Genomic DNA, 25981 nt, shown 5'->3' on the forward strand with positions numbered 1-25981 from the left:
AGGCCGTGATCCCCGAACCGTCCGACCAGCAAGGACACCGTAAGCGGCGCGGATCACGCGGCGGCCGCCCCGTCGGACTGGACGCCGCCGACTACCGCAACCGCAATGTCATCGAGCGCCGCTACTGCCACATCAAGCAATGGCGCGGCCTCGCCACCCGCTACGACAAGCTCGCCGTCGTCTACCGCGCCGCCGTGATCCTCAACGCCGTCATCGCCTGGACCCGACAATTGTCAGACACGCCCTAGCTCCGGGCCCCGGCGCGGCGCAAGCGGCGGAGGAACGTCGGACCCCGTTCATAGACTGGGCAGGTGGCTGACGGCGAGATCGACCTTCCCGAACTGACCCTCGACGAGGCGCGCGCCGAGGCGCGCGAGCTGACCGACCGCATCCTCGAGGCGAAGGACGCCTACTACGGCCGCGACGTCTCGCTGGTCGACGACGCGACCTACGACGGGTGGATGCGGCGGCTCGAGCAGCTCGAGCGCGCGCACCCCGAGCTGCAGGGTCAGGACTCGCCGACGCAGATGGTGGGGGCGGCCGAGGGCACCGCGCTCGCGACGATCGAGCACGCCGAGCGGATGATGAGTCTCGACAACGTGTTCACGGTCGACGAGCTGCGCGACTGGTGCGCCAAGACGCAGGATGCCGCGGGCCGCCAGGTCGCGTGGCTGACCGAGCTCAAGATCGACGGCCTGGCGATCAGCCTGCGCTACGAGAACGGCGTGCTCACGTCGGCTGCCACCCGCGGCGACGGCCGGGTGGGAGAGCTCGTCACGGAGAACGCCCTGCGCCTCGCGGACATCCCCGAGCGCCTGGCGGGCGAGGGCCACCCGGCGATCGTCGAGGTCCGCGGCGAGGTCTTCATCCCGGTCGCCGCCTTCGAGCGGCTCAACGCGCTGCAGGCGGAGCTGCGCGACCGCGCGGTCGCCGAGGCGCGCGAGCGCTTCGGCGCGCGCCGCGCGGCGGCCGGCGAGTTCGACGAGGAGCGTGCCCGCACGGCGGCCGCGCGCCGGTTCCCCGCCTTCGCCAACCCCCGCAACGCCGCGAGCGGCGGCCTGCGGCAGCAGCTCGACAAGAAGCAGGGCCTCGACCTCGAGGCCGCCCTCGCGCGCGTCGGATCGCTGCGCCTGTACGTGCACGGCATCGGCGCGTGGCCGGACCCGCCCGTGGCCGCGCAGAGCGAGGTCTACGCGCTGCTGAAGGACTGGGGCCTGCCGATCAGCCCGCACCCAGCCGTGTGCCACGGCATCGACGAGGTGCTCGCCTTCGTGGAGCGCTACCGCGAGCAGCGGCACGCGATCGAGCACGAGCTCGACGGCATCGTCGTGAAGGTCGACGAGCTCGCGCTTCACGACGAGCTGGGCGCCACCAGCCGTGCGCCGCGCTGGGCGATCGCGTTCAAGTACCCGCCCGAGGAGGTGCACACGCGCCTGCTGGACATCGTGGTGTCGGTGGGGCGCACGGGCCGGGCCACGCCATACGCCGTCATGGAGCCCGCCCACGTCGCCGGGTCCGTCGTGCGTCAGGCCACGCTCCACAATCAGGACGTCGTCAAGGCCAAGGGCGTGCTGATCGGCGACACGGTCGTCCTCCGCAAGGCGGGCGACGTCATCCCGGAGGTGCTCGGACCCGTCGTCGAGAAGCGCGACGGCACGGAGCGCGCGTTCGTGATGCCCGCGGAGTGCCCCGAGTGCGGCACGCCGCTGCGGCCCATGAAGGAGGGCGACATCGACCTCCGCTGCCCGAACGCGAAGGACTGCCCCGCGCAGGTGCGGGGCCGCGTCGAGCACATCGGGTCCCGCGGCGCGCTCGACATCGAGGCGCTGGGCGAGGTCACGGCGGCCGCGCTGACCCAGCCGGACGCGCCGGCCGACCCGCCGCTCCACACCGAGGCCGCGCTGTTCGAGCTGACGCTGGATCAGCTCGTCCCGATCGAGGTGGTCGTCCGCGACGCCGAGACCGGCGAGAAGCGCGTCGACGAGAAGACCGGCGAGTACGTGCGCCGAGCCCCGTTCCGGCGCAATCCGACGGCGGCCGAGCGCAAGCAGGGGATCGAGGGGCCGCAGCCGTCGGCGCAGGCGCTCAAGCTCCTCGAGGAGCTCGAGAAGGCGAAGACGAAGGAGCTCTGGCGCCTGCTCGTGTCGCTGAACATCCGCCACGTCGGCCCGGTCGCTGCGCGCGCCCTGGCGGCGTGGTTCGGCTCGCTGGACGCCGTCATGGCCGCGGGCCGCGATGAGCTCGCCGCGGTCGAGGGAGTGGGCCCCACCATCGCCGACTCGCTGACCGAGTGGTTCGCGGTCGACTGGCATCGCGAGATCGTGGAGCGCTGGCGCGCGGCCGGCGTGCGGTTCGAGACCCCCGGCCACCCCGGGCCGGGCGCCGCGACCGCCGCCGGGGGCGTGCTCGAGGGGCTGACGATCGTCGCGACCGGATCGCTCGAGGGGTACACGCGCGAGGGCGCGCAGGAGGCGATCCTCAAGGCGGGAGGCAAGGCCGCGTCCAGCGTGAGCAAGAAGACCGACTTCGTGGCCGCCGGGCCCGGTGCCGGATCCAAGCTCGCGAAGGCCGAGCAGCTCGGCGTGCGGATCATCGACGCGGCCCAGTTCCACCTCCTCGTCACGGAAGGCCCGGGAGCGCTCCCATCCTGACTACGCTCGAGGTATGCAGCAGCGCACTCCCGGACGCACCGGACGCGACGTCTCCGTCATCGGCCTCGGCACCTGGCAGCTCGGGGCGGACTGGGGCGACGTCGACGAGGCCGACGCCCTCGCCGTGCTGGATGCGGCGCACGAGGCGGGGGTCACGTTCTTCGACACCGCGGACGTGTACGGCGACGGGCGCAGCGAGCAGCTGATCGGCCGCTGGCTGCGGAGCAACCCGGGCTCGGACGTGGTCGTCGCGACCAAGATGATCCGCCGCGCGGAGCGCCCCGACCTCGCTCACGCGACGCTCGACAACTTCCGCGCCTGGACCGACCGGTCGCGCCGCAACCTCGGCGTCGACACGCTCGACCTGGTGCAGCTGCACTGCCCCGCGAGCGAGGTGTACGAGGCCGACCGCGTCTTCGACGACCTGGATGCTCTCGTGGCGGACGGCGCGATCGCGGCATACGGCGTGAGCGTCGAGACCGTCGCCGAGGCGCTCCGGGCGATCGAGCGCCCCGGAGTCGCGAGCGTGCAGATCATCCTGAACGCCTTCCGCCGCAAGCCGCTCGACGCCGCCCTGCCCGCCGCCGTCGAGGCCGGCGTCGGCATCATCGCCCGCGTCCCGCTCGCGAGCGGCCTGCTGAGCGGCCGGTACACGCGCGAGACCACGTTCGCGGCCGACGACCACCGCACCTACAACCGGCATGGCGAGGCGTTCGACGTGGGCGAGACGTTCTCGGGCGTCGACTACGAGACGGGCGTCGACGCCGCGGCGCGGTTCGCGGGCCTCGCCCGGGAGGCCGGGCTCGAGCCGGCGACGGCGGCCCTCGCATGGGTCGCCCAGCAGCCCGGCGTGACCACGGTGATCCCGGGGGCGCGGAACCCGGAGCAGGCCCGGGCGAACGCCGCGGCGGGCGAGGTCGGGCCCCTTCCCGAGGCGTTCCTCGACGGCGTGCGCGACCTCTACGACGAGGCCATCCGCCCGCTGGTGCACGACCGCTGGTAGCCCGGGCCGGGGGAGCGGCCGAGTGGCGCGACGTGCTCGCGGTCGCCTAAGGTAGGCGGCCGTGCCCGGGAACCGCCGGGCGCTCGAGGAGGAGCACCACCCATGTCCCCACACACCTGGCTGATCATCGCCCTGGTCATCTACTTCGGCGCCATGATCGGCATCGGCGTCTACGCCGCCACCAAGACCAAGGACCACGAGGACTACATGCTCGGCGGCCGCAACCTGCCGCCGGCCGTCGCGGCGCTGAGCGCCGGAGCATCCGACATGTCCGGCTGGCTCGTGATGGGTCTGCCCGGCGCCATCTACGCCGCCGGCCTGATCGAGGCGTGGATCGCGATCGGACTGACCGTCGGCGCCTACCTGAACTGGAAGTTCGTGGCGCCGCGTCTGCGGGCCTACACCGAGGTCGCGAAGAACTCGATCACGATCCCGAGCTTCTTCGAGAACCGCCTGCGCGACCGCACGCGCCTGCTGCGCATCGTCTCGGCCGTGATCATCCTCGTGTTCTTCACGCTGTACATCTCGAGCGGCATGGTCGCGGGCGGCGTGTTCTTCGAGAGCTCGTTCGGCGGCGACTACACCGTCGGCATGCTGCTCGTCGGCGGCGTGACGCTCGCCTACACGCTGTTCGGCGGCTTCCTCGGAGCGTCGTTCACCGACTTCGTGCAGGGCCTCATGATCCTCGCCGCCGTGCTCATCGTCCCGGTCATCGCCGTCGTCGCGGTCGGTGGCGTCGGCGAGTTCGGCGCGGCGATCGACCCCGCCCACGTGTCGATGCTGGGCGGCGAGGCGCTCACCGGCGCCGCCGCGATCGGCATCGTCTCGTCGCTCGCGTGGGGCCTCGGCTACTTCGGTCAGCCGCACATCATCGTGCGCTTCATGGCGCTGCGCAGCGCGGCCGAGGCCAAGACGGCCCGCCGGATCGGCATGGCGTGGATGATCCTGTCCCTCGCGGGCGCGGTCGCCGCGGGCTTCGTGGGGATCGTGTTCTTCCGCGAGACCGGGGCCGAGCTCGCCAACCCCGAGACGGTCATCCTGGTCATGGCCCAGGCGCTCATGCACCCGCTGGTGGCGGGCCTCGTGCTGTCGGCCGTCCTCGCGGCGATCATGTCGACCATCTCGAGCCAGCTCATCGTCACGTCGTCGGCCCTGGTCGAGGACATCTACCGCGTGGTGGCGAAGCGCACGCCCTCGCAGCGGACGCTCGTCGTCCTCGGGCGCGCGTGCGTGCTCGTGGTCTCGATCGTCGCGGTCCTGCTCGCCCTGAACCCCGAGAGCACGATCCTCGACCTGGTCGGCTTCGCCTGGGCGGGCTTCGGCGCCGCGTTCGGCCCGATCATCCTGCTGTCGCTGTTCTGGCGACGCCTGACGGCCTCGGGCGCGCTGGCCGGCATGGTCGTCGGCGCGGTCGTGGTGTTCACGTGGCCGCTGCTCGGCACGGGCCTCTACGAGATCGTGCCCGGATTCGCACTCAACCTGCTCGTGGCGGTCGCCGTGAGCCTCGCGACCGCGAAGCACGACGAGGACATCCAGGACGAGTTCACCCGCACGGGCGCGATCGTCACGCAGCGTCCGGTCGCCGAGCCGACGCGCTGACCGTCGAGACGAGGACGCGCCCCGGGACGAGGTTCCGGGGCGCGTCGCCGTCTGAGCTCAGTCGCGGCCGTGGCGCGGCTTGCGCGCCGGGCGGTCGTCGCGCGCCGGCCGGCGGTCGCCGTCGCGCGGAGCACGGCGGGCACCGGGTCCGCGGTCGGGCTTGATCTCGATCAGGCGGCCCGAGATGCGGGTGTCGCGCAGCTTCTCGAGCACGCGGCGGTCGAGGTTCGCGGGCAGTTCGACGATCGAGAAGTCGGGGCGGATGTTGATGGCCCCGAAGTCGTCGCGGCCGAGGCCGCCCTCGTTCGCGAGCGCGCCGACGATCTGCCGCGGCTCCACCTTGTGCCGGCGGCCGACCTCGATGCGGTACGCCTCGTAGTCGCCGCGCCCGCGGCGCGCGGGCCGCTCGTCGCGCCCCGCGCGATCCGCCTCGCCGCGCTCGCGCTTCGGCCGGTTGTCCGCCGCCACCGCCGCGGCGAGCGCGTCGTCCTCGGCCTCGATCAGCGGCGGCTTGTCGCCCTGCGCGACGATCGCGAGCGCGGCCGCGACGTCCGCCTCGGGCACGTCGTGGTTCCGGACGTAGTGGGCGATCACGTCGCGGTACGTGTCCAGCCGCTCGGTGTCCTGCAGAGCCGCGGTGATCGCGTCGTCGAACCGGGCCAGGCGCGTGGTGTTCACGTCCTCCGCGGTCGGCAGCTGCATCTGGGTGGGCTGCTGGCGCGTGGCCTTCTCGATGTGGCCGAGCAGGTAGCGCTCGCGCGGCGTGATGAAGCTGATGGCGTCGCCCGTGCGCCCCGCGCGCCCGGTGCGGCCGATCCGGTGCACGTACGACTCGGTGTCGGTCGGGATGTCGAAGTTCACGACGTGGCTGATGCGCTCGACGTCGAGACCGCGCGCGGCGACGTCGGTCGCGACCAGGATGTCGAGCTTGGCCTCCTTGAGCTGGTTCACCGTGCGCTCGCGCAGGTTCTGCGGGATGTCGCCGTTGATCGCGGCCGCGGAGTAGCCGCGTGCGCGCAGCTTCTCGGCGAGCGTCTCGGTCTCGTTCTTCGTCCGGACGAACACGATCATGCCGTCGAAGTTCTCGACCTCGAGGATGCGCGTGAGCGCGTCCACCTTCTGCGCGTACGAGACGACCAGGTAGCGCTGCGTGATGTTCGCGTTCGTGGCCGTCTTCGACTTGACCGAGATCTCCTCGGGGTCGCGCAGGTACTGCTGGGCGATCCGGCGGATCTGCGGGGGCATGGTCGCCGAGAACAGGGCGACCTGCTTGTCCTCCGGCGTCTGCGACAGGATCTGCTCGACGTCCTCCGCGAAGCCCATCTTGAGCATCTCGTCCGCCTCGTCGAGCACGAGGTAGTCGAGCTCGGAGAGGTCGAGCGTGCCCTTCGCGAGGTGGTCCATCACACGGCCGGGCGTTCCGACCACGATGTGCACGCCGCGTCGCAGCGCCGACAGCTGCACGCCGTAGCCCTGACCGCCGTACACGGGCAGCAGGTGCACGCCCTTCATGCGCGTCGCGTACGCCTCGAAGGCCTCGGCGACCTGCAGCGCCAGCTCGCGGGTGGGCGCGAGGACCAGGGCCTGCGGCGTCTTGCGGGACACGTCGAGGCGCTCGAGGATCGGCAGCGCGAACGCGGCGGTCTTGCCCGTGCCGGTCTGCGCCATGCCGACCACGTCGCGGCCGGCGAGCAGAGTCGGGATCGTGGCGCGCTGGATGGGAGAGGGCGTCTCGTAGCCCAGGTCGCGGATCGCGGCCAGCACGGGGCCGGTGATGCCGAGGTCGTCGAAGCCCGGGAGGACGTCGGTGCTGTCAGGGGTCGCGCTCTCGGGCGAGGCGGCGTCGTCAGGGGTCACGTCGCCACGGTATCGGCTGCCGGTTGTGAATCAACCGGTCAGCTCGACACGAGCGCCTGGAGCTGCTCGCGCACGCGGCGCCGCAGGACCTTCCCGATCATCGACTTCGGCAGCTCGTCCATGACGAAGATGCGGCGGGGCACCTTGTACGGGGTGAGGATGCCGCGTGCGAACGCGCGCACGGCCTCGACGTCGAGCTCGGCCCCGGGCTCGACCACCACGGCCGCCACGACCTCCTCGCCGCTGTGCGCGCTCGCAAGTCCCACCACCGCGGCGTCCAGGACATCCGGGTGCTGCCGCAGGGCGCTCTCGACCTCGGTGGGGGCGACGTTGAAGCCGCCCGTGATGATGAGCTCCTTGATCCGGTCGACGATGCGCACGAATCCAGCCTCGTCGATCGTCACGATGTCCCCGGTGCGGAACCAGCCGTCGACGAACACCGCCTCGGTCTCCTCGGGCTTTCCGTAGTAGCCGCCGAACACCTGCGGGCCGCGCACCAGCAGCTCGCCGGGCGCGCCCGGCTCGACGTCGCGCGTCGGCTCGTCGGGGTCCACGACGCGGCACTCCGTCCCGGGGAGGGGCAGGCCGATGGTGCCGGCGACCCGGTTCGCGGCGACCGGATTGGCCATCAGGACGGGGGAGCACTCGCTGAGGCCGTAGCCCTCGACGAGGAACCCGCCGGTCTCCGCCTCGAACGGCTCGACCAGCGCAGGGGAGAGCGCCATGGCCCCCGAGATCGCGATCTCGATGCCCGCGAGCGACACGCCCCGCTCCTTCGCGCGCGCCAGCAGTCGCTCCGCGATGGGCGGCACGAGGGGCAGGAAGGTCGCGGGGTGCTTCTTGACGACGTCGAGCACCATGTCGGGATCGAACTTGGGGAACAGCACGAGGCGCGCCCCCATCGACATCGCGAACGTGAGGCACAGGGTGAGGCCGTAGGCGTGGAACATCGGCAGCACGGCGTACACGACCACGCCGTCGCCGCGCCGGATGGTCGGCACCCAGGCCCGCGACTGGGCGGCGTTCGCGAGCAGGTTGCGGTGCGTGAGCGCCGCGCCCTTCGGCGTGCCGGTGGTGCCGGACGTGTACTGGATGATCGCGAGGTCGTCGGCCGCGGGCCCCGGGTGGGCGGCGGGAAGCGGCGCGGAGGAGAGCAGCTCCTCCCAGCGGATCGCGCCGCGCACCTTCTCGGTGAGCTGCGCCCGCGCCTCGCGCGCCTTCGCGATCGGCAGGCGCAGGGCGGCGCGCGTGGCGAGCGGCATGGCGCGCGTCACGTCGACCGAGATCAGCGTGTCGACAGCGAGGTCTGCGGGGAACTCCTGCACGGTGCGCGCGACCTTGCTCCACACGATGGCGTGCTTGGCGCCGTGGTCCTCGAACTGCTTGCACATCTCGCGGGGCGTGTAGAGCGGGTTGTGCTCGACGACGACCGCGCCGAGGCGCAGCACCGCGTAGAACGCGACGATGTGCTGCGGGCAGTTGGGGAGGATGATCGCGACCGGATCGCCCTTGCGCACGCCGCGGGCGTGCAGGCCCGCAGCCGCGCGCTCGATCGCGTCGGCGAGTTGCGCGTAGCTCGTGGTGCGGCCGAAGAACTGCAGCGCGGGCGCATCCGGCAACTCCCGCGCGGACGTGGCGACGATGTCGACGAGCGAGCCCTCGATCGGGCCCAGATCGGCCGGGACGCCCTCCGCGTACGAGGTGATCCAGGGGCGAGGGGGATCGTATTCGGTCACCCGCCCAGCCTAGACAGCGCCCGCCCCGGCGATCGGCGGCGACCGGATGGGCGCCGGGGACGAACCGACCGTTCACCGCCCGGCGCGCGGCGGTTCACCCGGTCGCGACGCGGCTTTCACCGCCCCGGACGAACGTGGCCCGATACGGCCGCCCCGCTCGCCGGGCGGCTCGACGGAGGGACGGGATCGACGTGTCATCACGATCCGCGGCGCCGCTGGCCTGGGTGGAGTCGCCGCTGCGTTCGACCTCGGCGCCTCGCGGCTGGACGCGCTCGCCGACCGCGGCGCGCGCGTGGAACGCCACCGCTTCGAGTGGACCCGGCGCAGCGCGCCGCCGTGCGACATCCGCGGCCGCGTGATCCTCGGCGGCGCCCTGCCGGTCGACGGCCGGATGCCGCTGGCGGCCTACCTGGACTGGGTCGCGGTGGCGGCGGGGAGCGAGGGCGCCGTGTACCTGCCCCACCGGCGCGAGACCGCGCGCCAGCGCGACGCCGTCGCGCGCATCCCGGGCGTCGAGGTGCGGGTGACCGGGCTGCCGCTCGAGATCACGCTGGCGGGGGCGGCCGACGTCGACGTGCTCACGCTGTCGTCGAGCGCCCAGACGACGCTGCCGCTCGTGCTGGGGGAGCGCGCCGCGATCCGCTCTGCGGCCGATCGCCGGGCGGGGGAGCCCGCGTGACCGGCTGCGTCGCTGTCATCCCCGCGCGGGGCGGGTCCAAGGGCGTCCCCGGCGAGAACCTGCGCCGGGTGGGCGGAGTGCCGCTCGTGGTGCGGGCCGTGCGGGCCGCGCGCGCGGCCCACGGCATCGACCTGGTCGTGGTCTCGACCGACGACGACGAGATCGCCCGCGTCGCGGCCGGCGCCGGCGCCCGCATCGTGCGACGCCCCGCCGGGATCTCGGGCGACACCGCCGCGAGCGAGTCGGCGCTGGTTCACGCGCTGGACGAGCTGGCGGCCGACGGGCTGCACCCGCGGGTGCTGGCGTTCCTGCAGGCGACGTCGCCCTTCATCGACGTCGACGCGCTCGGCGAGGCGGTCGGCCGGGTGCTCGCCGGAGAGGCCGACAGCGTGTTCGCGGCCGTGCCGAGCCATGCGTTCCTGTGGCAGCGCACGGCGGAGGGCGTCACCGGAGTCGGGCACGACATGAGCAGCCGGCCGCGGCGGCAGGACCGGGACCCGCAGCACCGCGAGACCGGCGCGTTCTACGTGATGGACACCGCCGGCTTCACCGCCGCACGCCACCGCTTCTTCGGCCGCGTCGACGTGGCCGAGGTGCTCGAGCTGACCGCGATCGAGATCGACACCGCGGACGACCTCGCCGCGGCGAGCGCGCTGGCCGGGCTGCTGGACCGGCCCCAGCCGGTCGACGTGGACGCGGTCGTGACGGACTTCGACGGCGTCCACACCGACGACACCGCGGCCCTGAGCAGCGCCGGCGTGGAGTCCGTGACCGTGAGCCGTTCCGACGGCATGGGCGTGGCGCTGCTGCGCCGCGCGGGCGTGCCGCTGCTCATCCTCTCGACTGAGACCGACCCCGTCGTGTCCGCCCGCGCGCGCAAGCTGCGGGTCGACGTGCGCCAGGGGCTCGAGGACAAGGCGACGGCGCTGCGCGAGTGGGCCGAGGAGCGGGGTCTCGACCTCGGGCGCATCGCGTACGTGGGCAACGACGTCAACGATCTGGCGTGCCTGGAGGCCGTGGGGTGGCCCGTGACCGTTCCGGAGGCCCATCCGGATGTCCGCGCCGCCGCCCGCGTGGTCCTCACCCGGCCCGGAGGGCGCGGTGCCGTCCGGGAGCTCGCGGACCTGATTCTCGCCGCGCGCGCCGCGCGCGGTCCTGCCCCGGCGCACGCGGGTGCGCCGAACGACGACGGGAGACTGTCATGACCGTTTCACTCGGATCGCGGGTCATCGGCGGCGGCCGGCCCACCTACGTCATCGCCGAGATCGGCCTGAACCACAACGGCGACGTCGACATCGCGAAGCGGCTCATCGACGTCGCGGCCGACGCGGGCGCCGATGCCGTCAAGTTCCAGAAGCGCACGCCCGAGATCTGCACGCCGGAGCACATGCGCGACGTGCCGTGTGAGACGCCGTAGGGCACGATGACGTACCTCGAGTACCGCCACCGCGTCGAGTTCGACCGCGACGCGTACATCGAGATCGGCGACCACGCGACGCTGCGCGGCCTGGACTGGTTCGCCTCGCCGTGGGACGTGCCGTCGGTGGAGTTCCTCGAGGACCTCCGGGTGGTCGCGCACAAGGTCGCGTCGGCGTGCCTCACCGACATCGAGTTGCTCGACGCCCTGCGCGGGACCGGCAAGCCGATCATCCTGTCGACGGGCATGTCGACGATGGAGCAGATCGACGCCGCCGTGGAGCGCCTCGGCACGGACCGTCTCGTGCTGATGCACGCCACCTCGACCTACCCCATGGAGCCGGAGGAGGCGAACCTGCGGATGCTGGGCGCCCTCCGCGACCGCTTCCCCGGAGTGCCGGTCGGATACTCCGGGCACGAGCGAGGGATCCAGATCTCCGCGGCGGCATCTCGATCCCCGCGACCCGGCTGGCCCTGGACCGCCGCCACCAGGCCGACCTCATGATCCTGCACTCCCGTCGCGAGGTGCGGGAGTTCGGCCGGCTGGCGGCCGCCAACGGCTGGGATCATCGCCTGGCGCTCAGCCCGCTGCCGTTCCTCTCGCGGGAGCCGGCGACCGGACGGGGCACCGATCTGGTCTTCGCGGCCCAGGCGCTCGTGCCGCGCGAGCGGTGGCATCGCGAGGCGGTCGCGCGCGCTCGTGCGCGCGGCCCGCGCGGATCCGTCGCGGCGCGTGGTGCTCAAGCTGCGCGGCACTGCCGGCGAGCGGCAGACGCACCACGAGGATCTGCCGTACACCGAGCTGCTCGACAGGCTCGGGAACGTGCCCCCGAACCTGGTGACGTCGACCGCCCCATGGGCCGCGCGCTCGAGACGGCGGAGGGCATCGAGGCCGTGAGCTCGACCGCCGCCGTCGAGGCCGTCGCGCGCGGCGTGCCGGTGCTGGCGCTCGACATGTTCGGCGTGAGCGACGAGCTGATCAACACGGTCTTCGCAGGCAGCGGACTCCTGGGCGGCGCGGACGACCTCGTCGCGCGGCGGTTCCGCCACCCCGATCCCGGCTGGCTCGCGGACAACTACTTCCATCCGTCGGAGGACGACGACTGGACCGCGGTCGTGGCCGAGCTGGTGGGCCGGCGGCGCGCCGGCGAGCTGCCGCCCCGCGAACCCCTGCCGCGCCGCGGCGGCCCGCTGCGCGAGGCATGGCACCGCAAGCGCGTCCTGGGGCCGTACGACCGCAGCGTCGCGGGCGCGGCCGCGCTCGCGCTCGGGCACCCGGCGCGGGCGGCCGTGATCGGCGCCCACCGCCTCCGTCGGGCGTGGGGCGCGGGGCGCGCCGACTAGACTCGGGGGGTGTCTGAAATCACCCCCGATCTCGTGCGCCATCTCGGTGTGCTCGCCCGGATCCAGCTGAGCGACGAGGAGGTGAGCCGCCTGACCGGCGAGCTCGACGCGATCGTCGACAACATCGCCAAGGTCTCGCAGGTGGCCACCCCGGACGTCCCCGCGACGAGCCACCCGATCCCGATGCAGAACGTCTTCCGCCCCGACGAGGTCGCCGAGACGCTGACCACGGCGCAGGCGCTGCAGAACGCGCCGGACGCCGACGGCTCGCGCTTCCGCGTGACCGCGATCCTGGGGGAGGAGCAGTGAGCGACGTGATCCGCCTGAGCGCCGCCGACCTCGCGGCCAAGCTGGCCGCGCGCGAGGTCTCGAGCGTCGAGGCCACCCAGGCCCACCTCGACCGCATCGCCGCCGTGGACGGCGACGTCAACGCGTTCCTGCACGTGTCGACGCGCGCGCTCGACGTCGCCGCCGACGTCGACCGCCGCCGGGCCGCGCGCGAGGAGCTCGGCCCGCTCGCGGGCGTGCCGCTCGCGATCAAGGACGTGCTCGTCACGACCGACATGCCGTCGACCTCGGGCTCGAAGATCCTCGAGGGCTACATGTCGCCGTTCGACGCGACCGTCGTCGCCCGCTCCCGCGCGGCCGACCTCGTGCCGCTCGGCAAGACCAACATGGACGAGTTCGCGATGGGCTCGTCGACCGAGCACTCCGCGTACGGTCCGACGCGCAACCCGTGGGACCTGGAGCGCATCCCGGGCGGCTCCGGCGGTGGCTCGGCCGCCGCGGTGGCCGCGTTCGAGGCGCCGCTCGCCCTCGGCTCCGACACCGGCGGCTCGATCCGCCAGCCCGCGCACGTGACCGGCACGGTGGGCGTCAAGCCGACCTACGGCGGCGTCAGCCGCTACGGCGCGATCGCCCTCGCCTCGAGCCTGGACCAGGTCGGCCCCGTGACGCGCACCGTCCTGGACGCCGGCCTGCTTCACGACGTGATCGGCGGCCACGACATCCACGACGCCACCTCCATCCCGGACGCGTGGCCGTCGTTCGCCGACGCCGCCCGCGAGGGCGCTCGGGGCGACGTGCTCGAGGGCCTGCGGATCGGCGTCGTGAAGGAACTTCCGGACAGCGGCTTCCAGGCCGGCGTCGCCGCGTCGTTCCACCAGGCGCTCGCGAAGATGGAGGCGCAGGGCGCCGAGATCGTCGAGATCAGCGCGCCGCACTTCGAGTACGCGGTCGCCGCGTACTACCTGATCCTGCCCGCCGAGGCGTCGAGCAACCTGGCGAAGTTCGACTCGGTGCGCTTCGGTCTGCGGCTGGACGTGCCGGGCGGCACGGTCGAGGACGTCATGTCCGCCACGCGCGACGCGGGCTTCGGCCCCGAGGTCAAGCGCCGGATCATCCTCGGCACGTACGCGCTGTCCGCCGGCTACTACGACGCCTACTACGGCAGCGCCCAGAAGGTGCGCACCCTCATCCAGCGCGACTTCGACCAGGCGTTCGCCGACGTCGATGTGATCGCGACGCCGACGGCGCCCACCACGGCCTTCAAGCTCGGCGAGAAGGTCGACGACCCGCTGTCGATGTACCTCAACGACCTGACGACCATCCCCGCCAACCTCGCGGGAGTGCCCGGCATCTCGGTGCCGACGGGTCTCGCGGAGGAGGACGGCCTGCCGGTCGGCATCCAGTTCCTCGCGCCCGCGCGCGAGGACGCGCGCCTCTACCGCGTCGGGGCGGCGCTCGAGGCGATGCTGGTGGACGAGTGGGGCGGGCTGCTGCTCGATCGTGCGCCCGAGTTGAAGGGAGCGGCCCGTTGATGGCGACCGCGAAGCTGATGGACTTCGACAAGGCGCTTGAGCTGTTCGAGCCCGTGATCGGGCTCGAGGTGCACGTCGAGCTCAACACCAGGACCAAGATGTTCTCGCCCGCGGCCAACCCCGCGCACGCCGACAACCACGACGCCGAGCCCAACACGCTCGTGGCGCCCGTGGACCTCGGGCTGCCGGGATCGCTGCCCACGGTGAACGCGGAGGCCATCCGGTCCTCGATCAGCCTGGGCCTCGCGCTCGGGTGCTCGATCGCGCCCTCGAGCCGCTTCGCCCGGAAGAACTACTTCTACCCGGACCTCGGCAAGAACTACCAGATCAGCCAGTACGACGAGCCGATCGCGTTCGAGGGCCAGGTCGAGGTCGAGCTCTCCGACGGCGAGATCGTGGTCGTGCCGATCGAGCGCGCGCACATGGAGGAGGACGCGGGCAAGCTGACGCACGTCGGCGGCGCCACCGGCCGCATCCAGGGCGCCGAGTACTCGCTCGTCGACTACAACCGCGCCGGCGTGCCGCTGGTCGAGATCGTCACCAAGCCGATCTTCGGCGCCGAGCACCGTGCGCCCGAGCTCGCCAAGGCCTATCTCGCGACGATCCGCGACATCGCGATCGCGCTCGGGATCTCCGAGGCGCGGATGGAGCGCGGCAACATCCGCTGCGACGCCAACGTGTCGCTGCGCCCGCGCGGCGAGCAGAAGCTCGGCACCCGCACCGAGACGAAGAACGTCAACTCGATGCGCTCCGTGGAGCGCGCGGTCCGCTACGAGATCCAGCGCCAGGCGGCGATCCTCGCCGACGGCGGCACGATCACGCAGGAGACCCGCCACTGGCACGAGGATACCGGCACGACGTCGCCGGGCCGCCCGAAGTCCGACGCCGACGACTACCGCTACTTCCCCGAGCCGGACCTGCTCCCGGTCGAGCCGACGCCGGCGCTGATCGAGGAGCTGCGGGCCGCGCTGCCCGAGCTGCCCGCGGCACGCCGCCGTCGCCTGAAGGGCGACTGGGGCTTCACGGACCTCGAGTTCCAGGACGTCGTGAACGGCGGGCTGCTCGCCGAGGTCGAGGCCACGGTCGCCGCCGGCGCGGCGCCGCAGGCCGCGCGCAAGTGGTGGACGGGCGAGATCACGCGCGTCGCCAACGTGCAGGGGCGCGAGCCCGCCGACCTGGTGTCGCCCGAGCACGTCGCGCAGCTGCAGGGCCTGGTCGACGCGGGGACGCTCACCGACAAGCTCGCGCGCCAGGTGCTCGAGGGCGTCATCGCGGGCGAGGGATCGCCGCAGGAGGTCGTCGACGCCCGCGGGCTCGCGGTCGTGTCGGACGACGGCGCGCTGATCGCCGCGATCGACGAGGCGCTCGCCTCGCAGCCTGACGTGCTCGCCAAGATCCGCGACGGCAAGGTGCAGGCCGCCGGCGCCGTGATCGGCGCGGTCATGAAGGCCATGAAGGGCCAGGCGGACGCCGCGCGCGTGCGCGAACTCGTCCTGGAGCGCGCCGCGCAGGCGTGATCATGCTCCGTCCCGACCGAGGCCGGTCGGCGTGGCTCGCGGCCACGCTGATCGGCCTCGTCGCCGTGTCCGCGGCCCCCGCACCGGCCCACGCGGTGGCCACGACCTCGCTCGCGTCCACGGTGGAGCCGGCGCCCGCCTCGCGAGAGGAGATCGCGGCCGCGGTGGCGGAGCTCATCGTCGACGCCATGAGCGCCGAGGAGCGCGCGTCGGCCGTCGTGATGGGGCACGTGGGCGGCACGGACGCGGGCGCGCTGGCGCGCTACGTCGACGACCGCGATCTCGGCGGGTTCATCCTGATGGGGTCGAACGTGCCGAAGGACCCTCGGGGCCTCGCACGGCTGACGGACGGGATCGACGGCGAGGACGGCGCGCTGCCCCCGCTCGTCGCCGTGGACCAGGAGGGCGGCGTCGTGTCGCGCCTGGCGTGGGACGACGGACCCGCGGGCGCCGAGCTGGCGCGCCGCTCGCCCGAGTCCACCCGCGAGGCGTTCGACGCGCGCGGCGCGCTGCTCGAGGCCGCCGGCATCAGCGTGAACTTCGGGATCGTCGCCGACGTCGGGACCGCCACCAGCGGGTTCATCCGCCCGCGCACCCTCGGCGGCGACCCCGACGCCGCGTCCGAGCGCGTGGCCGCCGCGGTCGCGGGCGAGCGGCAGCACGCGTTCTCCACGCTCAAGCACTTCCCGGGCCACGGCGCGGCGCCGGGCGACTCGCACAGCGTGATCCCCGAGACGGACATGACGCTCGAGGAGTGGCGGGCCGAGCACGCGCCGCCGTTCGCGTCGGGCATCGAGGCGGGTGCGGAGCTCGTGATGACGGGTCATCTCCGCTTCACCGCCGTGGACGACGTGCCCGCCTCGGTGTCGCCGGAGTGGTACCGGATCCTCCGCGACGACCTCGGCTTCGAGGGCGTGGCAGTCACGGACGACCTGGGGATGCTCCTCGCCTCGGGCGAGGAGCGATACGCCGACCCGGTGGACAGCGCGGTCGACGCGATCGCGGCCGGCGCCGACCTGGTGCTCATGGTGGCCGGCTCGAACGCGCGCACGGCGGGGGACATGGCCGACGGCATCGGCGCGGCCGTCCGCGACGGTGACATCCCGGAGGACCGGCTGCGCGAGGCCGCGACCCGCGTCGTGACCCTGCGGGTTCTCGCGTCGGGCCTGCTGGACGGCCCGGAGTTCGACCCGGCCGGCTGAGCGCGGATGTCCCCGCCCGCGGGGAGAATGGACGCATGGGGCGAGCGGACGGATCGGGGCGCATCGTTTCGCCCGACGACGCCGACGACTCCGGCACCGGCATCCTGCACGTCGACATGGACGCCTTCTACGCGTCGGTGGAGGTGCTCGACGACCCGTCGCTGCGGGGCAAGCCGGTCGTGATCGGCGCGCCCGACGGCCGCTCCGTGGTGTCCAGCGCGTCGTACGAGGCGCGGCGCTTCGGCGTCCGCTCCGCGATGCCGATGGGGCAGGCGCTGCGTCTCTGCCCGCAGGCCGTCGTGGTGCTGCCGCACTTCGACCGGTACCAGGCCGTCTCGGCGCAGGTGATGGACGTGTTCCGCAGCTTCACCCCGCTGGTCGAGCCTCTGTCGATCGACGAGGCGTTCCTCGACGTCCGCGGGGCGCGGCGGCTGTGGGGCAGTCCGGGGAGGATCGCGCGGCTCATCCGCGAGCGGATCGCGGCCGAGGTGGGCATCACCGCGAGCGTGGGCGTGGCGGCCACCAAGCACGTGGCCAAGATGGCGTCGACGATGTCGAAGCCGGACGGGCTGCTCATCGTGCCGGCCGACCGCACCCAGGAGTTCCTGGACCCGAAGCCCGTGCGCGCGATCTGGGGCGTGGGGCCGAAGGCCGCCGAGGCGCTCGAGTCGCGCGCGATCCGCACGATCAAGGACGTCCGCACCACGCCGCCGCACGTGCTCGAGCGGATCGTCGGCCATGCGGGCGCCGAGCGGCTGGCGCAGCTCGCGCGGGGCATCGACGTGCGCGAGGTCGAGACCTCGCGCACCGAGAAGAGCATCGGACACGAGGAGACGTTCGAGACCGACGTCGCCGACGTGGAGCTGCTGCGCGCCGAGCTGCTGCGGCTCTCCGACCGCGTCGCCGCCCGGCTGCGACGCGCGGGCTTCGAGGCGGCGGGTGTCGCGATCAAGGTGCGGTTCTCGGACTTCTCCACGATCACCCGCTCCGCCACGCTGCCGGAGCCGTCGGCCGTGGGCCAGCGGCTCGGCGAGGCGTCGCGGGATCTGCTCGCGAACGTCGACCTGCGCCTGCCCGTGCGTCTCATCGGGGTGCGCGCGGAGCGCCTGCGGCCCGCGGGCGCGGGAGGCGTGGCGCTGTGGGACGACGACGCGGACTGGAAGCGTATCGAGGGCACGCTCGACGACGCGCTCGCCCGGTTCGGGCGCGGCGCCGTGACGCGCGCGACCTTCCTCGGACGTGAAGACCGCCGGCACTTCCCGTCGCACCCGCGCCCACCTGCCGACTCGGACTGAGTTCCCCTTTCAGAAGCGTCTCGCACGCTGCGGGGCCGCAAGCGGCACCCTTGCGAGCGAGGCTGCTCGCTTCGCTCCCCGCGGCAGCGCTGACGCGCTGCGGGAGTCGCTTCGCTCCACGCTCGCTTCGCTCGCACGAGGTCGTTGCCCGGCCGTTGAGCGGAGCGACCGCACCTCCACCGGTCGTTGAGCGGAGCGAAGCGGAGTCGAAACGGTCGAAGCCTCCCGCTCGGCATCGCCACGGGTACGGTGGGGACATGCCCAACATCGCACTCGAACTCGGCAGGATCTCCGCGAACATCGGCGTGAACAGCGCCTATGGCGAGCAGCAGGACGTCGACGGCGTGCGCATCGTCCCGGTCGCCGCGACCTGGACAGGCTTCGGCGGAGGGTCGGACGAGTCCGGCAACGGCGGCGGGGGCGGCGGCGGCTTCTCGGCACCCATCGGCGCGTACGTGCGCCGCGGCGAAACCCTCACGTTCGAGCCGAACATCGTGTCGCTCCTGGCGGTCGGGATCCCGTTCATCTGGGTCACCGGGCGCGTGCTGGCCCGCATCATCCGTGTCCTCAAGAAGTAGCGCCGCAGAGTCCTTCCGGAGCGCTCACGACGCCGCGTTCCGGGCGGTCGCGACCGCGGTCGCGCGCCTGGACGTCGCGGCTCCGCGCGTGCTGATCGACGGGCGCAGCGGCAGCGGCAAGACGACGCTCGCCGCCCGGCTCTCAGCGGAGTGGCCGCGCGCGGGGGAGCGGCCCCAGCTGGTCGCGCTCGACTCGCTCTACCCCGGATGGGACGGGCTCGAGGAGGGGACGCGGCTCGCGCACGAGTGGCTGCTCGTCCCGCACGCCGCCGGGATCGAGGGGCGGTGGCGCCGGTTCGACTGGGACGTCCAGGCGTTCGCCGAGCCGCACGTGGTCGCACCGGACCGTCCGCTGATCGTCGAGGGCTCCGGCGCTCTGACTCCGGCCGCGGCCGGTCTGGTGCACGTCGCCGTGTGGGTCGACGCGCCCGAGCCCTCGCGGAAGGCGCGCGCCCTCGAACGCGACGGCGACACGTACGCGCCCCACTGGGACCGCTGGGCGGCTCAGGAGGCGCGCCACATCGAGACGCACGACCCCCGAGCGCTCGCAGACCTCGTCTTCGATCTGCTCTAGAGGCGGATCAGGCCGTGTCGCGCTGCTCGGCCGCCTGCACGAGGCCCTCGAGGCGGTAGCCGAGCCAGTCGTACACGCCGTAACGCGGGTCGTCCGGGTCGTGATCCTGATCGTCCTCGACGATGCCGAGACGGTTCGCGATCACCAGGCGCACGGCGGCCAGCGTGCGCAGCCAGGACTCGATGCTGTCTCCCTCGAGCGACACGTCGACCGGCGCCAGCTCGTCCTCCACCCGCTCCACCCGGGCGAGGTCGTCGAGCACCACGCGCGCGTCGTGCGCGCGCCGGCGCAGCAGGTCGGCCCGCGTGACCGCGCGGAACTCGCGGGACGCCTCCGGGTCCTCGGGATACACGTCCGGCGTGAGCCGCTCGATCGCGGGATCCGGGAGCGTGGGCGTGCTGTCCACGAGATCCGCGAACTGCCGCACGAGGTCGGCGAGGTGCGTGACCTCGATGCGGGTCAGGGTCAGCAGGACGATCCTGTCGCTCACTGGGGGCTCCTCCGTACGGTGGCCCACAGGCCGTAGTCGTGCATGGCCTGCGCGTGCAGCTCCATCTGCTCGCGGGCGCCTTCGGCGACGACCGCGTGTCCCTCATTGTGGACCGCGAGCATCAGCTGGGTCGCCCGCTCGACGCTGTACCCGAAGTACTCGCGGAACACACGGACGACGTAGCTCATGAGGTTGACCGGGTCGTTCCAGACCACGGTCTGCCAGGGGACGTCGGCGGCCTCCTGCTCGTGGAGCCGGACGTCCTCATGGAGGTCGGGGAGCGCGGCGCCGGCCATCACGCCCACCCCAGCTCGTGCAGGCGCTCGTCGTCGATCCCGTAGAAGTGCGCGATCTCGTGCACCAGCGTCGTGTGGATCTCGTCTCGCAGCTCGTCCTCCGTCTCGCACGCGGCGAGATGCGGCTCGCGGTACACGATGATCCGGTCCGGGAGCTCGCCCATGCCGTATCGATCCCGCTCGGTGAGCGCGAGCCCGTCGTAGAGCCCGAACAGATCGAGCGATCCGTCCTCCGGGCGATCCTCGACGACGAACACGACGTTGTCCAGCCCGTCGACCATGTCGTCGGGCAGCCGATCGAGCTCGTCGACGACGAGCCGCTCGAAAGCGTCGGCGTCCATGTCGATCATGAGGACTTCCGCCAGGAGTGAGTGGGGTGGCTGACGGGGCTTGAACCCGCGACCCCCGCGACCACAACGCGGTGCTCTACCAACTGAGCTACAGCCACCGTGGCCCCCGATGTCTCGGGGACAACCTCTTCATTCTGTCACATGTCCGAGGCAAATGACGAAACGACCGACGAAGCGATCGCGCGTGCCGCGTCGCTGGTGGGACCCGGCTCGGCCACGAACACGGCGCGACGGTAGTACTCGAGCTCGCGGATGGACTCCAGGATGTCCGCGAGTGCGCGGTGGCCGCCGTCCTTCGCGGGCGCGTGGATGTACGCCCGCGGGAACCAGCGCCGCGACAGCTCCTTGACGCTCGAGACGTCGACGTTCCGGTAGTGCAGGTAGGTGTCGACCTGGGGCATGTACTTGGCCAGGAACATCCGGTCGGTGCCGATCGTGTTGCCGGCCAGCGGGGCCTTGCGCTCCTGGGGGGCGAAGCGGCGGATGTACTCGAGCGCGAGGCGCTCGGCCTCCTCGAGCGGCACGCCGCCCGGGATCTCGTCCAGCAGACCCGACTTCCGGTGCATCTCCGTGACGAACTCGCCCATGTGATCGAGCGCTGCCTGCGACGGCTTGATGACGACCTGGAAACCGGGGTCGAGGATCCGCAGCTCGAAGTCGGTCACGACGATCGCGATCTCGACCAGCTCGTCGACCGCGAGGTCGAGGCCCGTCATCTCGCAGTCGATCCAGACGAGCCGGTCGTTCTCGGAGGCGCCTACCATGCGCTCCAGCCTATCGACGGCCGCTGACGCACGCCGACGCGGCCGCGTGGGCCGGGCGCGGTACCGTAGTTGCAGGCCCCCTTAGCTCAGTGGACAGAGCAGCAAGCTTCTACCTTGTCGGTCGAGGGTTCGAATCCTTCAGGGGGCGCTTCGCGGTGAACCGTCTGTTCGGTCAGCGGCCCGTTTGCGGGCCCGGAGCTCGCGAGTGTAGTCCCGCCGTCGGGTACGGCAGGGCTCGCAAGGGCAGTCGCGGCGGCCCTTCGCGCCTCCGCCATGGGGAACGAACCGGCGGTCCTCCGGTGGGTCGACGACCGGGTCCGGCACATCRTCCCCGGCATCGAGCAGGTGCCTGCGGAAGCCTGCGCGGTTCGCGGTGCGCCGACGGTGGCAGTTGGCGCACACGACCTCGCACTTCTCGATCTCGGTGAGGATGGCGCGCCACGATCGGGTGGAGGCGCCGACTGCGCGACTGATGTCGAACTTCTTGTCAGTCCCGGGGAGATGGTCGAACTCGAGCATCACCAGGTCCGGCTCGCCGCAGTCGGAGCAGGGGTGCGCTCGGAGGTACTCGACCATGCGCGGGAAATTGCGATGTCGATGGCGCGCTTGAAGCTCGTACAGGCGTTCACGGGAGATGGCCATGCCCGCGACATTAGAACATACCTCCGACATCGCTGCGGGAGTGCGCCCACCGATGTCAAGGGGTTCCGCCCATCCGTTCGCGGGCGTAACGTGCGAGGCGAGCGGAAGGAGTCGACGATGATGACGACGCACACACGGCGTCTCTATGTGGCGTACGGACCGAACGGGGCCGTCGGATCGATCCGGGAGGTCGACGACGGGTCCTGGGCGGTGACCATGAGCGGCGCGGAGGCGCCGATCGGTCAGTATCCGTCGCTGGACATCGCCAAGAACGCGTTGACCTCGCACCTGCGACCGGGGTCCGCACGCCCCGAGTTCCGGGAGCACTGAGCCACCGGAGCACGCCCGCTCGATGCGGGCGACGAACCCCGCGCTCGCCCGGTCATGCAGGGACGGGCGCGGGGTTCGCGCGTGCGCGGGGTGCGCGCGTGTCGAGCAGGCGCAGCGCCACGTCCACGCACGGGCCGATCAGCACCGCGAACGCGACCGTGCCCCAGCCCACCGTGCCGCCCAGAAGCCACCCGAGCGCCAGGACCGTGAGCTCCACGGTCGCGCGAGCGCGCCAGACGGGCCAGCCGGCCCGGCGATGCAGGCCGGTCATGAGCCCGTCCCGCGGGCCGGCCCCGAAGCGCGCGCCGATGTACAGGCCCGACGCGAGGCCGACCAGGGCGATTCCGCCGAACAGCGCGGCGATGCGCCAGCCCAGGGCGTCGATCGGCGGCATCAGGTCGAGCGTCACCTGCAGGGCCGCGCCGACGATCAGGATGTTGAGGATCGTGCCCATCCCCGGCCGCTCGCGGAGCGGGATCCAGGCGAGCAGCACGAGCGCGCCGATCAGGATCGTCACCCATCCGATGCCGATGCCGGTGCGCACGGACAGGCCCTCCGCCAGGACGGTCCACGGATCCAGACCCACGCCCGCCTCCACGGTCAGGGCCACGCCCACCCCGTAGAGAGGGAGGCCGACGAGGAGCTGGACGATGCGGCGGGCGAGGGAGCGGGGCGGCGCGGACGGGTCGGCGGAGGGTGCGGGCATGCCATCAGTCCACCGCGAGATTGGCCTTCGGTAAAGAGGCCAATCCGGCTATGGTGGCTCCATGCTCGACTCCCGACTCTCCGCCCGAGCGCTGGACGCGCTGCTCGGCCCCTGGCGCACGCGCGAGCCCGCCTACGAGGCCCTCGCGGATGCGATCCGGCTGCTGTGCCTGGACAACCGGATCGCGCCGCACACGGCGCTGCCCGCCGAGCGGGAGCTCGCGTCGCGCCTCGGCGTGAGCCGGACGACCGTGGCGGCCGCATACCGCAGCCTGCGCGCGAGCCGGCACATCGACAGCGTCCGCGGCTCGGGCAGCATCACGCGCCCGCTGGGCCGCCGCGACCTCGGCCGGATCGCCGCGGACGAGGGCATGGTCGACCTGCAGCAGGCGAGTCCCGCGGCATGGCCCGGGCTCGCGGCCGTGTACGCCGAGACGGCCGGCGATGCGCCCGCCCTGATGGCCCGGCCCGGCTACGACGTGACCGGCCGCCGCGGGCTGCGCGAGGCGATCGCGCGGCGCTACACCGAGCGCGGCCTGCCCACCGAGGCCGCGCAGATCCTGGTCACGAACGGCGCCCAGAGCGCGATCTCGCTGGTCGCCACGCTGCTCGTCGCGCGCGGCGACCGCGTGCTGCTCGAGACGCCCACCTACCCGCACGCCGCGGAGGCGTTCGCGCGGCAGGGCGCGCGGCTGGTCGGCGTCCCGGTGACCGTGGGCGAGGGGTGGGATCTGGAGCGCGCGGAGCACGCCATCCTGCGCTCGCGCCCCACCGCCCTGTACCTCATGCCGGACTTCCACAACCCGACCGGCGAGTCGATGGCGGTCGAGGCAAGAGGGCGGATCGCCGAGCTCGCGCGATCGGTCGGCGCCCACGTGATCGTCGACGAGACCACCGCGGAGCTCGGCGTCGAACGGGTGATCTCGCCGCTGCCGTTCGCGTCCGTCGACGCGGGCGAGGGCGTGATCACGCTGGGCTCGTTCGGCAAGACGGTGTGGGGCGGTCTGCGGATCGGCTGGATCCGCGCCGACGTCGACATGATCCGCAGGCTCGCCGCCGCTCGGCCGACCACGGATCTCGGCACGCCCGAGTTCGAGCAGGCGGTCGCCGAGCGGCTCCTGCCGCGCATGGGGGACATCCTGATCCAGCGGTCCCAGCTGCTGCGCGAGGGGCGCGACGCGCTCGTGCGCGTGCTGGGACCCGCGGTGCCGGAATGGGACATCCCGTCGGTCGCCGGCGGGGTCGCCCTGTGGGTGGGCCTCGGCGCCCCACGCAGCTCGGCGCTCACGCTCGCCGCGCGGCGGCGCGGCCTGCTGCTGTCAGCCGGGCCCAGGTTCTCGGTCGGCGGCGGTCACGAGCGCCACATCCGCGTGCCCTTCACGGCTCCGGCGCCGGTGCTCGACCGCGCCGCGCTGATGCTGGTCGACGCCTGGCGCGACGTCGCCGACGGGGGAGCCGAGGCCGGCGAGGCCGCTCCGCTCGACGCCGTCGTCTGAGCCGCGCCGCTGCGCGTCACACGCGCAGGCTCGCGACCGCCTCGTCGGCCGACCAGAACTCGCCGACGACGAGGAAGCGCGCGGTGGCCGCCTGCAGCCTCTCCGCGCGGTACCGCGTGCCGAGCGGGTGCTCGACGACCCGCAGGTGGCCGATCACGGTGCCGCCGCGCCCCAAGACGCGCCAGAGGGCGGCGCCGGCGCGCACGAGCGTCTCGCGTCCTCGGACGGCCGGGGCGGGGACCGGGATGACGGGCGCGGCTGCGGCGAGTGCGGTGTCGTGCATGAGTGCTCCTCTCGCGACAGACGGTACGGGGGGCCGCCGACATCGGCCGGGACCCCGGAACACCTGCGGACGCGTAGCGTTGTGAAGGATGTGCCGCATTCGGCGGCGAGAGGAGTTGGACATGCAGACCTTCGTTCTGGCCGGCGGATGCTTCTGGTGCCTGGACGCGGCGTATCGCGCGCTGTCCGGGGTCGAGAGCGTCGTCTCGGGCTACACGGGCGGAGCCATGCCTCACCCGAGCTACGAGCTGGTGTGCACCGGCACGACCGGTCACGCCGAGGCGGTCAAGGTCACGTTCGATCCCGAGCGCATCCCGGCCGACGTCATCCTGGACGCGTTCTTCACGATGCACGACCCTCGGCAGCTGAACCACCAGGGGGCCGACACCGGCACGCAGTACCGCTCGGCGATGTTCCCCGCGGACGACGCGCAGCGCGAGCAGTTCGAGGCCGCGCGCGAGCGCGCCTCCGAGATCTGGGATGCGCCGATCGGCGACGTGGAGGGGACGATCGTCACCCGGATCGAGCCGCTCGGCGCGTTCTACGACGCGGAGGACCACCACCAGGACTTCTTCGCGAAGAACCCGAACCAGGGCTACTGCCTGGCGGTGGCCGTCCCGAAGGTCAACAAGGTGCGCGCCCGGTTCGCGGAGTACGTCGCCTGACGATCGCGGGGCTCGTCCCCAGGCGTCGGATCCGCCCCCGTTCCCCATGGAACGGGGGCGGAGCCGCATCCGGGGCCGTCTGTCGCGTCACAGTCGTCCCGAGGCCGACCAGCGGCCGACCGGAGACGTCTCCGGCGAGAGAAGGGACGACCATGGGCGACATCATCACGATCACCGGCAACATCGCGACCGAGCCCGAGCGGAACACGCTGCCGAGCGGCATCGCCGTGACGCGCTTCCGGCTCGCGAGCCCCACACGGAGGTACGACCGCGCGGCGAACGCATGGGTCGACGGCGCCACCAACTGGTACAGCGTCTCGGCGTACCGCGGGCTGGCAGACAACGCCGCGGCGTCGCTGCACAAGGGCGAACGCGTCGTCGTGTCGGGCCGGCTGCGCCTGCGCACGTGGGAGTCCGACGGTCGCAAGGGCATGGAGGCGGAGGTCGACGCCGACGCGCTCGGCCACGACCTGCGGTTCGGCACGACGGCCTTCCAGCGCACGGCGCCGCGCAGCGCGGCCGCGGACGCTCAGGGCGCGAGCGGCGCGCAGGAGGGCGTGCAGGACGACTGGGCGCCGGCGCAGTCCACCGCCGGCGCGGACGATCCCGAGGCGGAGACGCTTCCGGATCCCGAGCTCGCCGACGCCACGCCGTTCTGAGCCGCCGCGCGGCCACCCTAGACTCGGCGGC

General features: G+C 72.8%; 27 protein-coding genes, 2 tRNA genes and 1 pseudogene. 21 read left to right on the forward strand and 9 right to left on the reverse strand.

Annotation, left to right across the window (positions count from 1 at the left end; genetic code table 11):
- The 4 genes from B5M43_RS07600 to putP all read left to right on the forward strand — a co-directional run.
- Positions 1-248: transposase (locus tag B5M43_RS07600; RefSeq protein ID WP_230667788.1), on the forward strand; the 248-nt coding region annotated here is incomplete at its 5' end.
- 63 nt (positions 249-311) lie between these two features.
- Positions 312-2651, forward strand: coding sequence for an NAD-dependent DNA ligase LigA (ligA, locus tag B5M43_RS07605; RefSeq protein ID WP_055991233.1), 2340 nt, complete (start codon positions 312-314; stop codon positions 2649-2651).
- A 13-nt stretch (positions 2652-2664) separates the two neighbouring features.
- The gene (locus tag B5M43_RS07610) at positions 2665-3654 is read left to right on the forward strand and encodes an aldo/keto reductase (protein WP_134746835.1); all 990 of its coding nucleotides are present in this window, start codon (positions 2665-2667) and stop codon (positions 3652-3654) included.
- Positions 3655-3756: 102 nt separating this feature from the next.
- On the forward strand, positions 3757-5253 hold the full coding sequence (gene putP, locus B5M43_RS07615; RefSeq protein ID WP_055991239.1) for a sodium/proline symporter PutP: 1497 nt from the start codon (positions 3757-3759) through the stop codon (positions 5251-5253).
- Between the two features lie 57 nt (positions 5254-5310).
- On the opposite strand, the gene B5M43_RS07620 is transcribed toward putP, so the two are convergent.
- Both B5M43_RS07620 and B5M43_RS07625 read right to left on the reverse strand, forming a co-directional pair.
- A complete protein-coding gene (locus tag B5M43_RS07620) occupies positions 5311-7110 on the reverse strand; it encodes a DEAD/DEAH box helicase (RefSeq protein ID WP_134746833.1) in 1800 nt (599 codons plus the stop codon).
- A 38-nt stretch (positions 7111-7148) separates the two neighbouring features.
- Positions 7149-8846, reverse strand: coding sequence for a long-chain-fatty-acid--CoA ligase (locus B5M43_RS07625; protein WP_134746831.1), 1698 nt, complete (start codon positions 8844-8846; stop codon positions 7149-7151).
- 292 nt (positions 8847-9138) lie between these two features.
- Between B5M43_RS07625 and B5M43_RS07630 the strand changes: the two genes are divergently transcribed.
- The 12 genes and pseudogenes from B5M43_RS07630 to B5M43_RS07680 all read left to right on the forward strand — a co-directional run bounded on the left by B5M43_RS07630 (position 9139) and on the right by B5M43_RS07680 (position 19271).
- Positions 9139-9525 carry a hypothetical protein gene (locus B5M43_RS07630; RefSeq protein ID WP_134746829.1) on the forward strand — a complete coding sequence of 129 codons (387 nt, stop codon included), beginning with the start codon at positions 9139-9141 and terminating at the stop codon, positions 9523-9525.
- On the forward strand, positions 9522-10730 hold the full coding sequence (locus B5M43_RS07635; protein WP_134746827.1) for an acylneuraminate cytidylyltransferase: 1209 nt from the start codon (positions 9522-9524) through the stop codon (positions 10728-10730). The genes B5M43_RS07630 and B5M43_RS07635 overlap by 4 nt, the downstream gene beginning before the upstream one ends.
- Positions 10727-11389 (forward strand): annotated as a pseudogene (locus B5M43_RS07640) (N-acetylneuraminate synthase family protein); the annotation flags it as partial. The gene B5M43_RS07635 and the pseudogene B5M43_RS07640, both read left to right, overlap by 4 nt.
- A gap of 288 nt (positions 11390-11677) precedes the next feature.
- Positions 11678-11839 (forward strand): DUF6716 putative glycosyltransferase, encoded by a 162-nt coding sequence (locus tag B5M43_RS15440; RefSeq protein WP_374198161.1) that lies wholly within the window; start codon positions 11678-11680, stop codon positions 11837-11839.
- On the forward strand, positions 11797-12285 hold the full coding sequence (locus B5M43_RS15445) for a DUF6716 putative glycosyltransferase (RefSeq protein WP_134746825.1): 489 nt from the start codon (positions 11797-11799) through the stop codon (positions 12283-12285). Before B5M43_RS15440 ends, B5M43_RS15445 begins: the two co-directional genes overlap by 43 nt.
- Before the next feature lie 9 nt (positions 12286-12294).
- Complete coding sequence (gene gatC, locus B5M43_RS07650; protein ID WP_055991257.1) at positions 12295-12594, forward strand: Asp-tRNA(Asn)/Glu-tRNA(Gln) amidotransferase subunit GatC; 300 nt, start codon at positions 12295-12297, stop codon at positions 12592-12594.
- A complete protein-coding gene (gene gatA, locus B5M43_RS07655; RefSeq protein WP_134746823.1) occupies positions 12591-14105 on the forward strand; it encodes an Asp-tRNA(Asn)/Glu-tRNA(Gln) amidotransferase subunit GatA in 1515 nt (504 codons plus the stop codon). The genes gatC and gatA overlap by 4 nt, the downstream gene beginning before the upstream one ends.
- A complete protein-coding gene (gene gatB / locus B5M43_RS07660; protein ID WP_134746821.1) occupies positions 14105-15622 on the forward strand; it encodes an Asp-tRNA(Asn)/Glu-tRNA(Gln) amidotransferase subunit GatB in 1518 nt (505 codons plus the stop codon). The genes gatA and gatB overlap by 1 nt, the downstream gene beginning before the upstream one ends.
- Positions 15623-15624: 2 nt before the next feature.
- Positions 15625-16824 (forward strand): glycoside hydrolase family 3 N-terminal domain-containing protein, encoded by a 1200-nt coding sequence (locus B5M43_RS07665; protein ID WP_230667790.1) that lies wholly within the window; start codon positions 15625-15627, stop codon positions 16822-16824.
- A 35-nt stretch (positions 16825-16859) separates the two neighbouring features.
- Positions 16860-18119 (forward strand): DNA polymerase IV, encoded by a 1260-nt coding sequence (locus B5M43_RS07670; RefSeq protein WP_134745485.1) that lies wholly within the window; start codon positions 16860-16862, stop codon positions 18117-18119.
- Between the two features lie 257 nt (positions 18120-18376).
- Positions 18377-18697 carry a hypothetical protein gene (locus B5M43_RS07675; RefSeq protein WP_134745486.1) on the forward strand — a complete coding sequence of 107 codons (321 nt, stop codon included), beginning with the start codon at positions 18377-18379 and terminating at the stop codon, positions 18695-18697.
- Complete coding sequence (locus B5M43_RS07680) at positions 18681-19271, forward strand: hypothetical protein (protein WP_230667794.1); 591 nt, start codon at positions 18681-18683, stop codon at positions 19269-19271. Before B5M43_RS07675 ends, B5M43_RS07680 begins: the two co-directional genes overlap by 17 nt.
- Before the next feature lie 7 nt (positions 19272-19278).
- Here B5M43_RS07680 and B5M43_RS07685 read toward each other — a convergent pair whose 3' ends face one another.
- From B5M43_RS07685 to orn, 5 genes are all read right to left on the reverse strand, one after another.
- Complete coding sequence (locus B5M43_RS07685; protein ID WP_230667796.1) at positions 19279-19761, reverse strand: DUF2017 family protein; 483 nt, start codon at positions 19759-19761, stop codon at positions 19279-19281.
- On the reverse strand, positions 19758-20057 hold the full coding sequence (gene clpS, locus B5M43_RS07690) for an ATP-dependent Clp protease adapter ClpS (protein ID WP_134745487.1): 300 nt from the start codon (positions 20055-20057) through the stop codon (positions 19758-19760). Before clpS ends, B5M43_RS07685 begins: the two co-directional genes overlap by 4 nt.
- A complete protein-coding gene (locus tag B5M43_RS07695; RefSeq protein ID WP_055991281.1) occupies positions 20057-20407 on the reverse strand; it encodes a metallopeptidase family protein in 351 nt (116 codons plus the stop codon). Before B5M43_RS07695 ends, clpS begins: the two co-directional genes overlap by 1 nt.
- Positions 20408-20429: 22 nt before the next feature.
- Positions 20430-20505 (reverse strand) — tRNA-His (locus B5M43_RS07700).
- A gap of 39 nt (positions 20506-20544) precedes the next feature.
- The gene (gene orn, locus B5M43_RS07705) at positions 20545-21171 is read right to left on the reverse strand and encodes an oligoribonuclease (protein ID WP_055991284.1); all 627 of its coding nucleotides are present in this window, start codon (positions 21169-21171) and stop codon (positions 20545-20547) included.
- Positions 21172-21246: 75 nt separating this feature from the next.
- Between orn and B5M43_RS07710 the strand changes: the two genes are divergently transcribed.
- A tRNA-Arg gene (locus B5M43_RS07710) sits at positions 21247-21319 on the forward strand.
- Positions 21320-21444: 125 nt separating this feature from the next.
- A complete protein-coding gene (locus B5M43_RS07715; RefSeq protein ID WP_230667798.1) occupies positions 21445-22143 on the forward strand; it encodes a hypothetical protein in 699 nt (232 codons plus the stop codon).
- 52 nt (positions 22144-22195) lie between these two features.
- Here B5M43_RS07715 and B5M43_RS07720 read toward each other — a convergent pair whose 3' ends face one another.
- Positions 22196-22849, reverse strand: a complete 654-nt coding sequence (locus tag B5M43_RS07720; RefSeq protein WP_055991290.1) for a YitT family protein — start codon at positions 22847-22849, stop codon at positions 22196-22198.
- A 61-nt stretch (positions 22850-22910) separates the two neighbouring features.
- On the opposite strand from B5M43_RS07720, the gene B5M43_RS07725 reads away from it, so the two are divergent.
- Entirely contained in the window at positions 22911-24344 is a 1434-nt protein-coding gene (locus B5M43_RS07725) for a PLP-dependent aminotransferase family protein (protein ID WP_055991293.1), read from the forward strand.
- Between the two features lie 16 nt (positions 24345-24360).
- Here the strand turns inward: B5M43_RS07725 and B5M43_RS07730 are convergent, their stop codons facing one another.
- Positions 24361-24627, reverse strand: a complete 267-nt coding sequence (locus tag B5M43_RS07730) for a hypothetical protein (RefSeq protein ID WP_055991296.1) — start codon at positions 24625-24627, stop codon at positions 24361-24363.
- A gap of 121 nt (positions 24628-24748) precedes the next feature.
- Between B5M43_RS07730 and msrA the strand changes: the two genes are divergently transcribed.
- On the forward strand, positions 24749-25291 hold the full coding sequence (msrA, locus tag B5M43_RS07735; RefSeq protein WP_134745489.1) for a peptide-methionine (S)-S-oxide reductase MsrA: 543 nt from the start codon (positions 24749-24751) through the stop codon (positions 25289-25291).
- A 152-nt stretch (positions 25292-25443) separates the two neighbouring features.
- Positions 25444-25950: a single-stranded DNA-binding protein gene (gene ssb / locus B5M43_RS07740; RefSeq protein WP_055991302.1), complete on the forward strand. Its 507-nt coding sequence runs from the start codon at positions 25444-25446 to the stop codon at positions 25948-25950.
- Positions 25951-25981: the final 31 nt, after the last annotated feature.

Source organism: Microbacterium sp. MEC084 (genome assembly GCF_004514465.2).
In the GTDB taxonomy this organism is placed as follows: domain Bacteria; phylum Actinomycetota; class Actinomycetes; order Actinomycetales; family Microbacteriaceae; genus Microbacterium.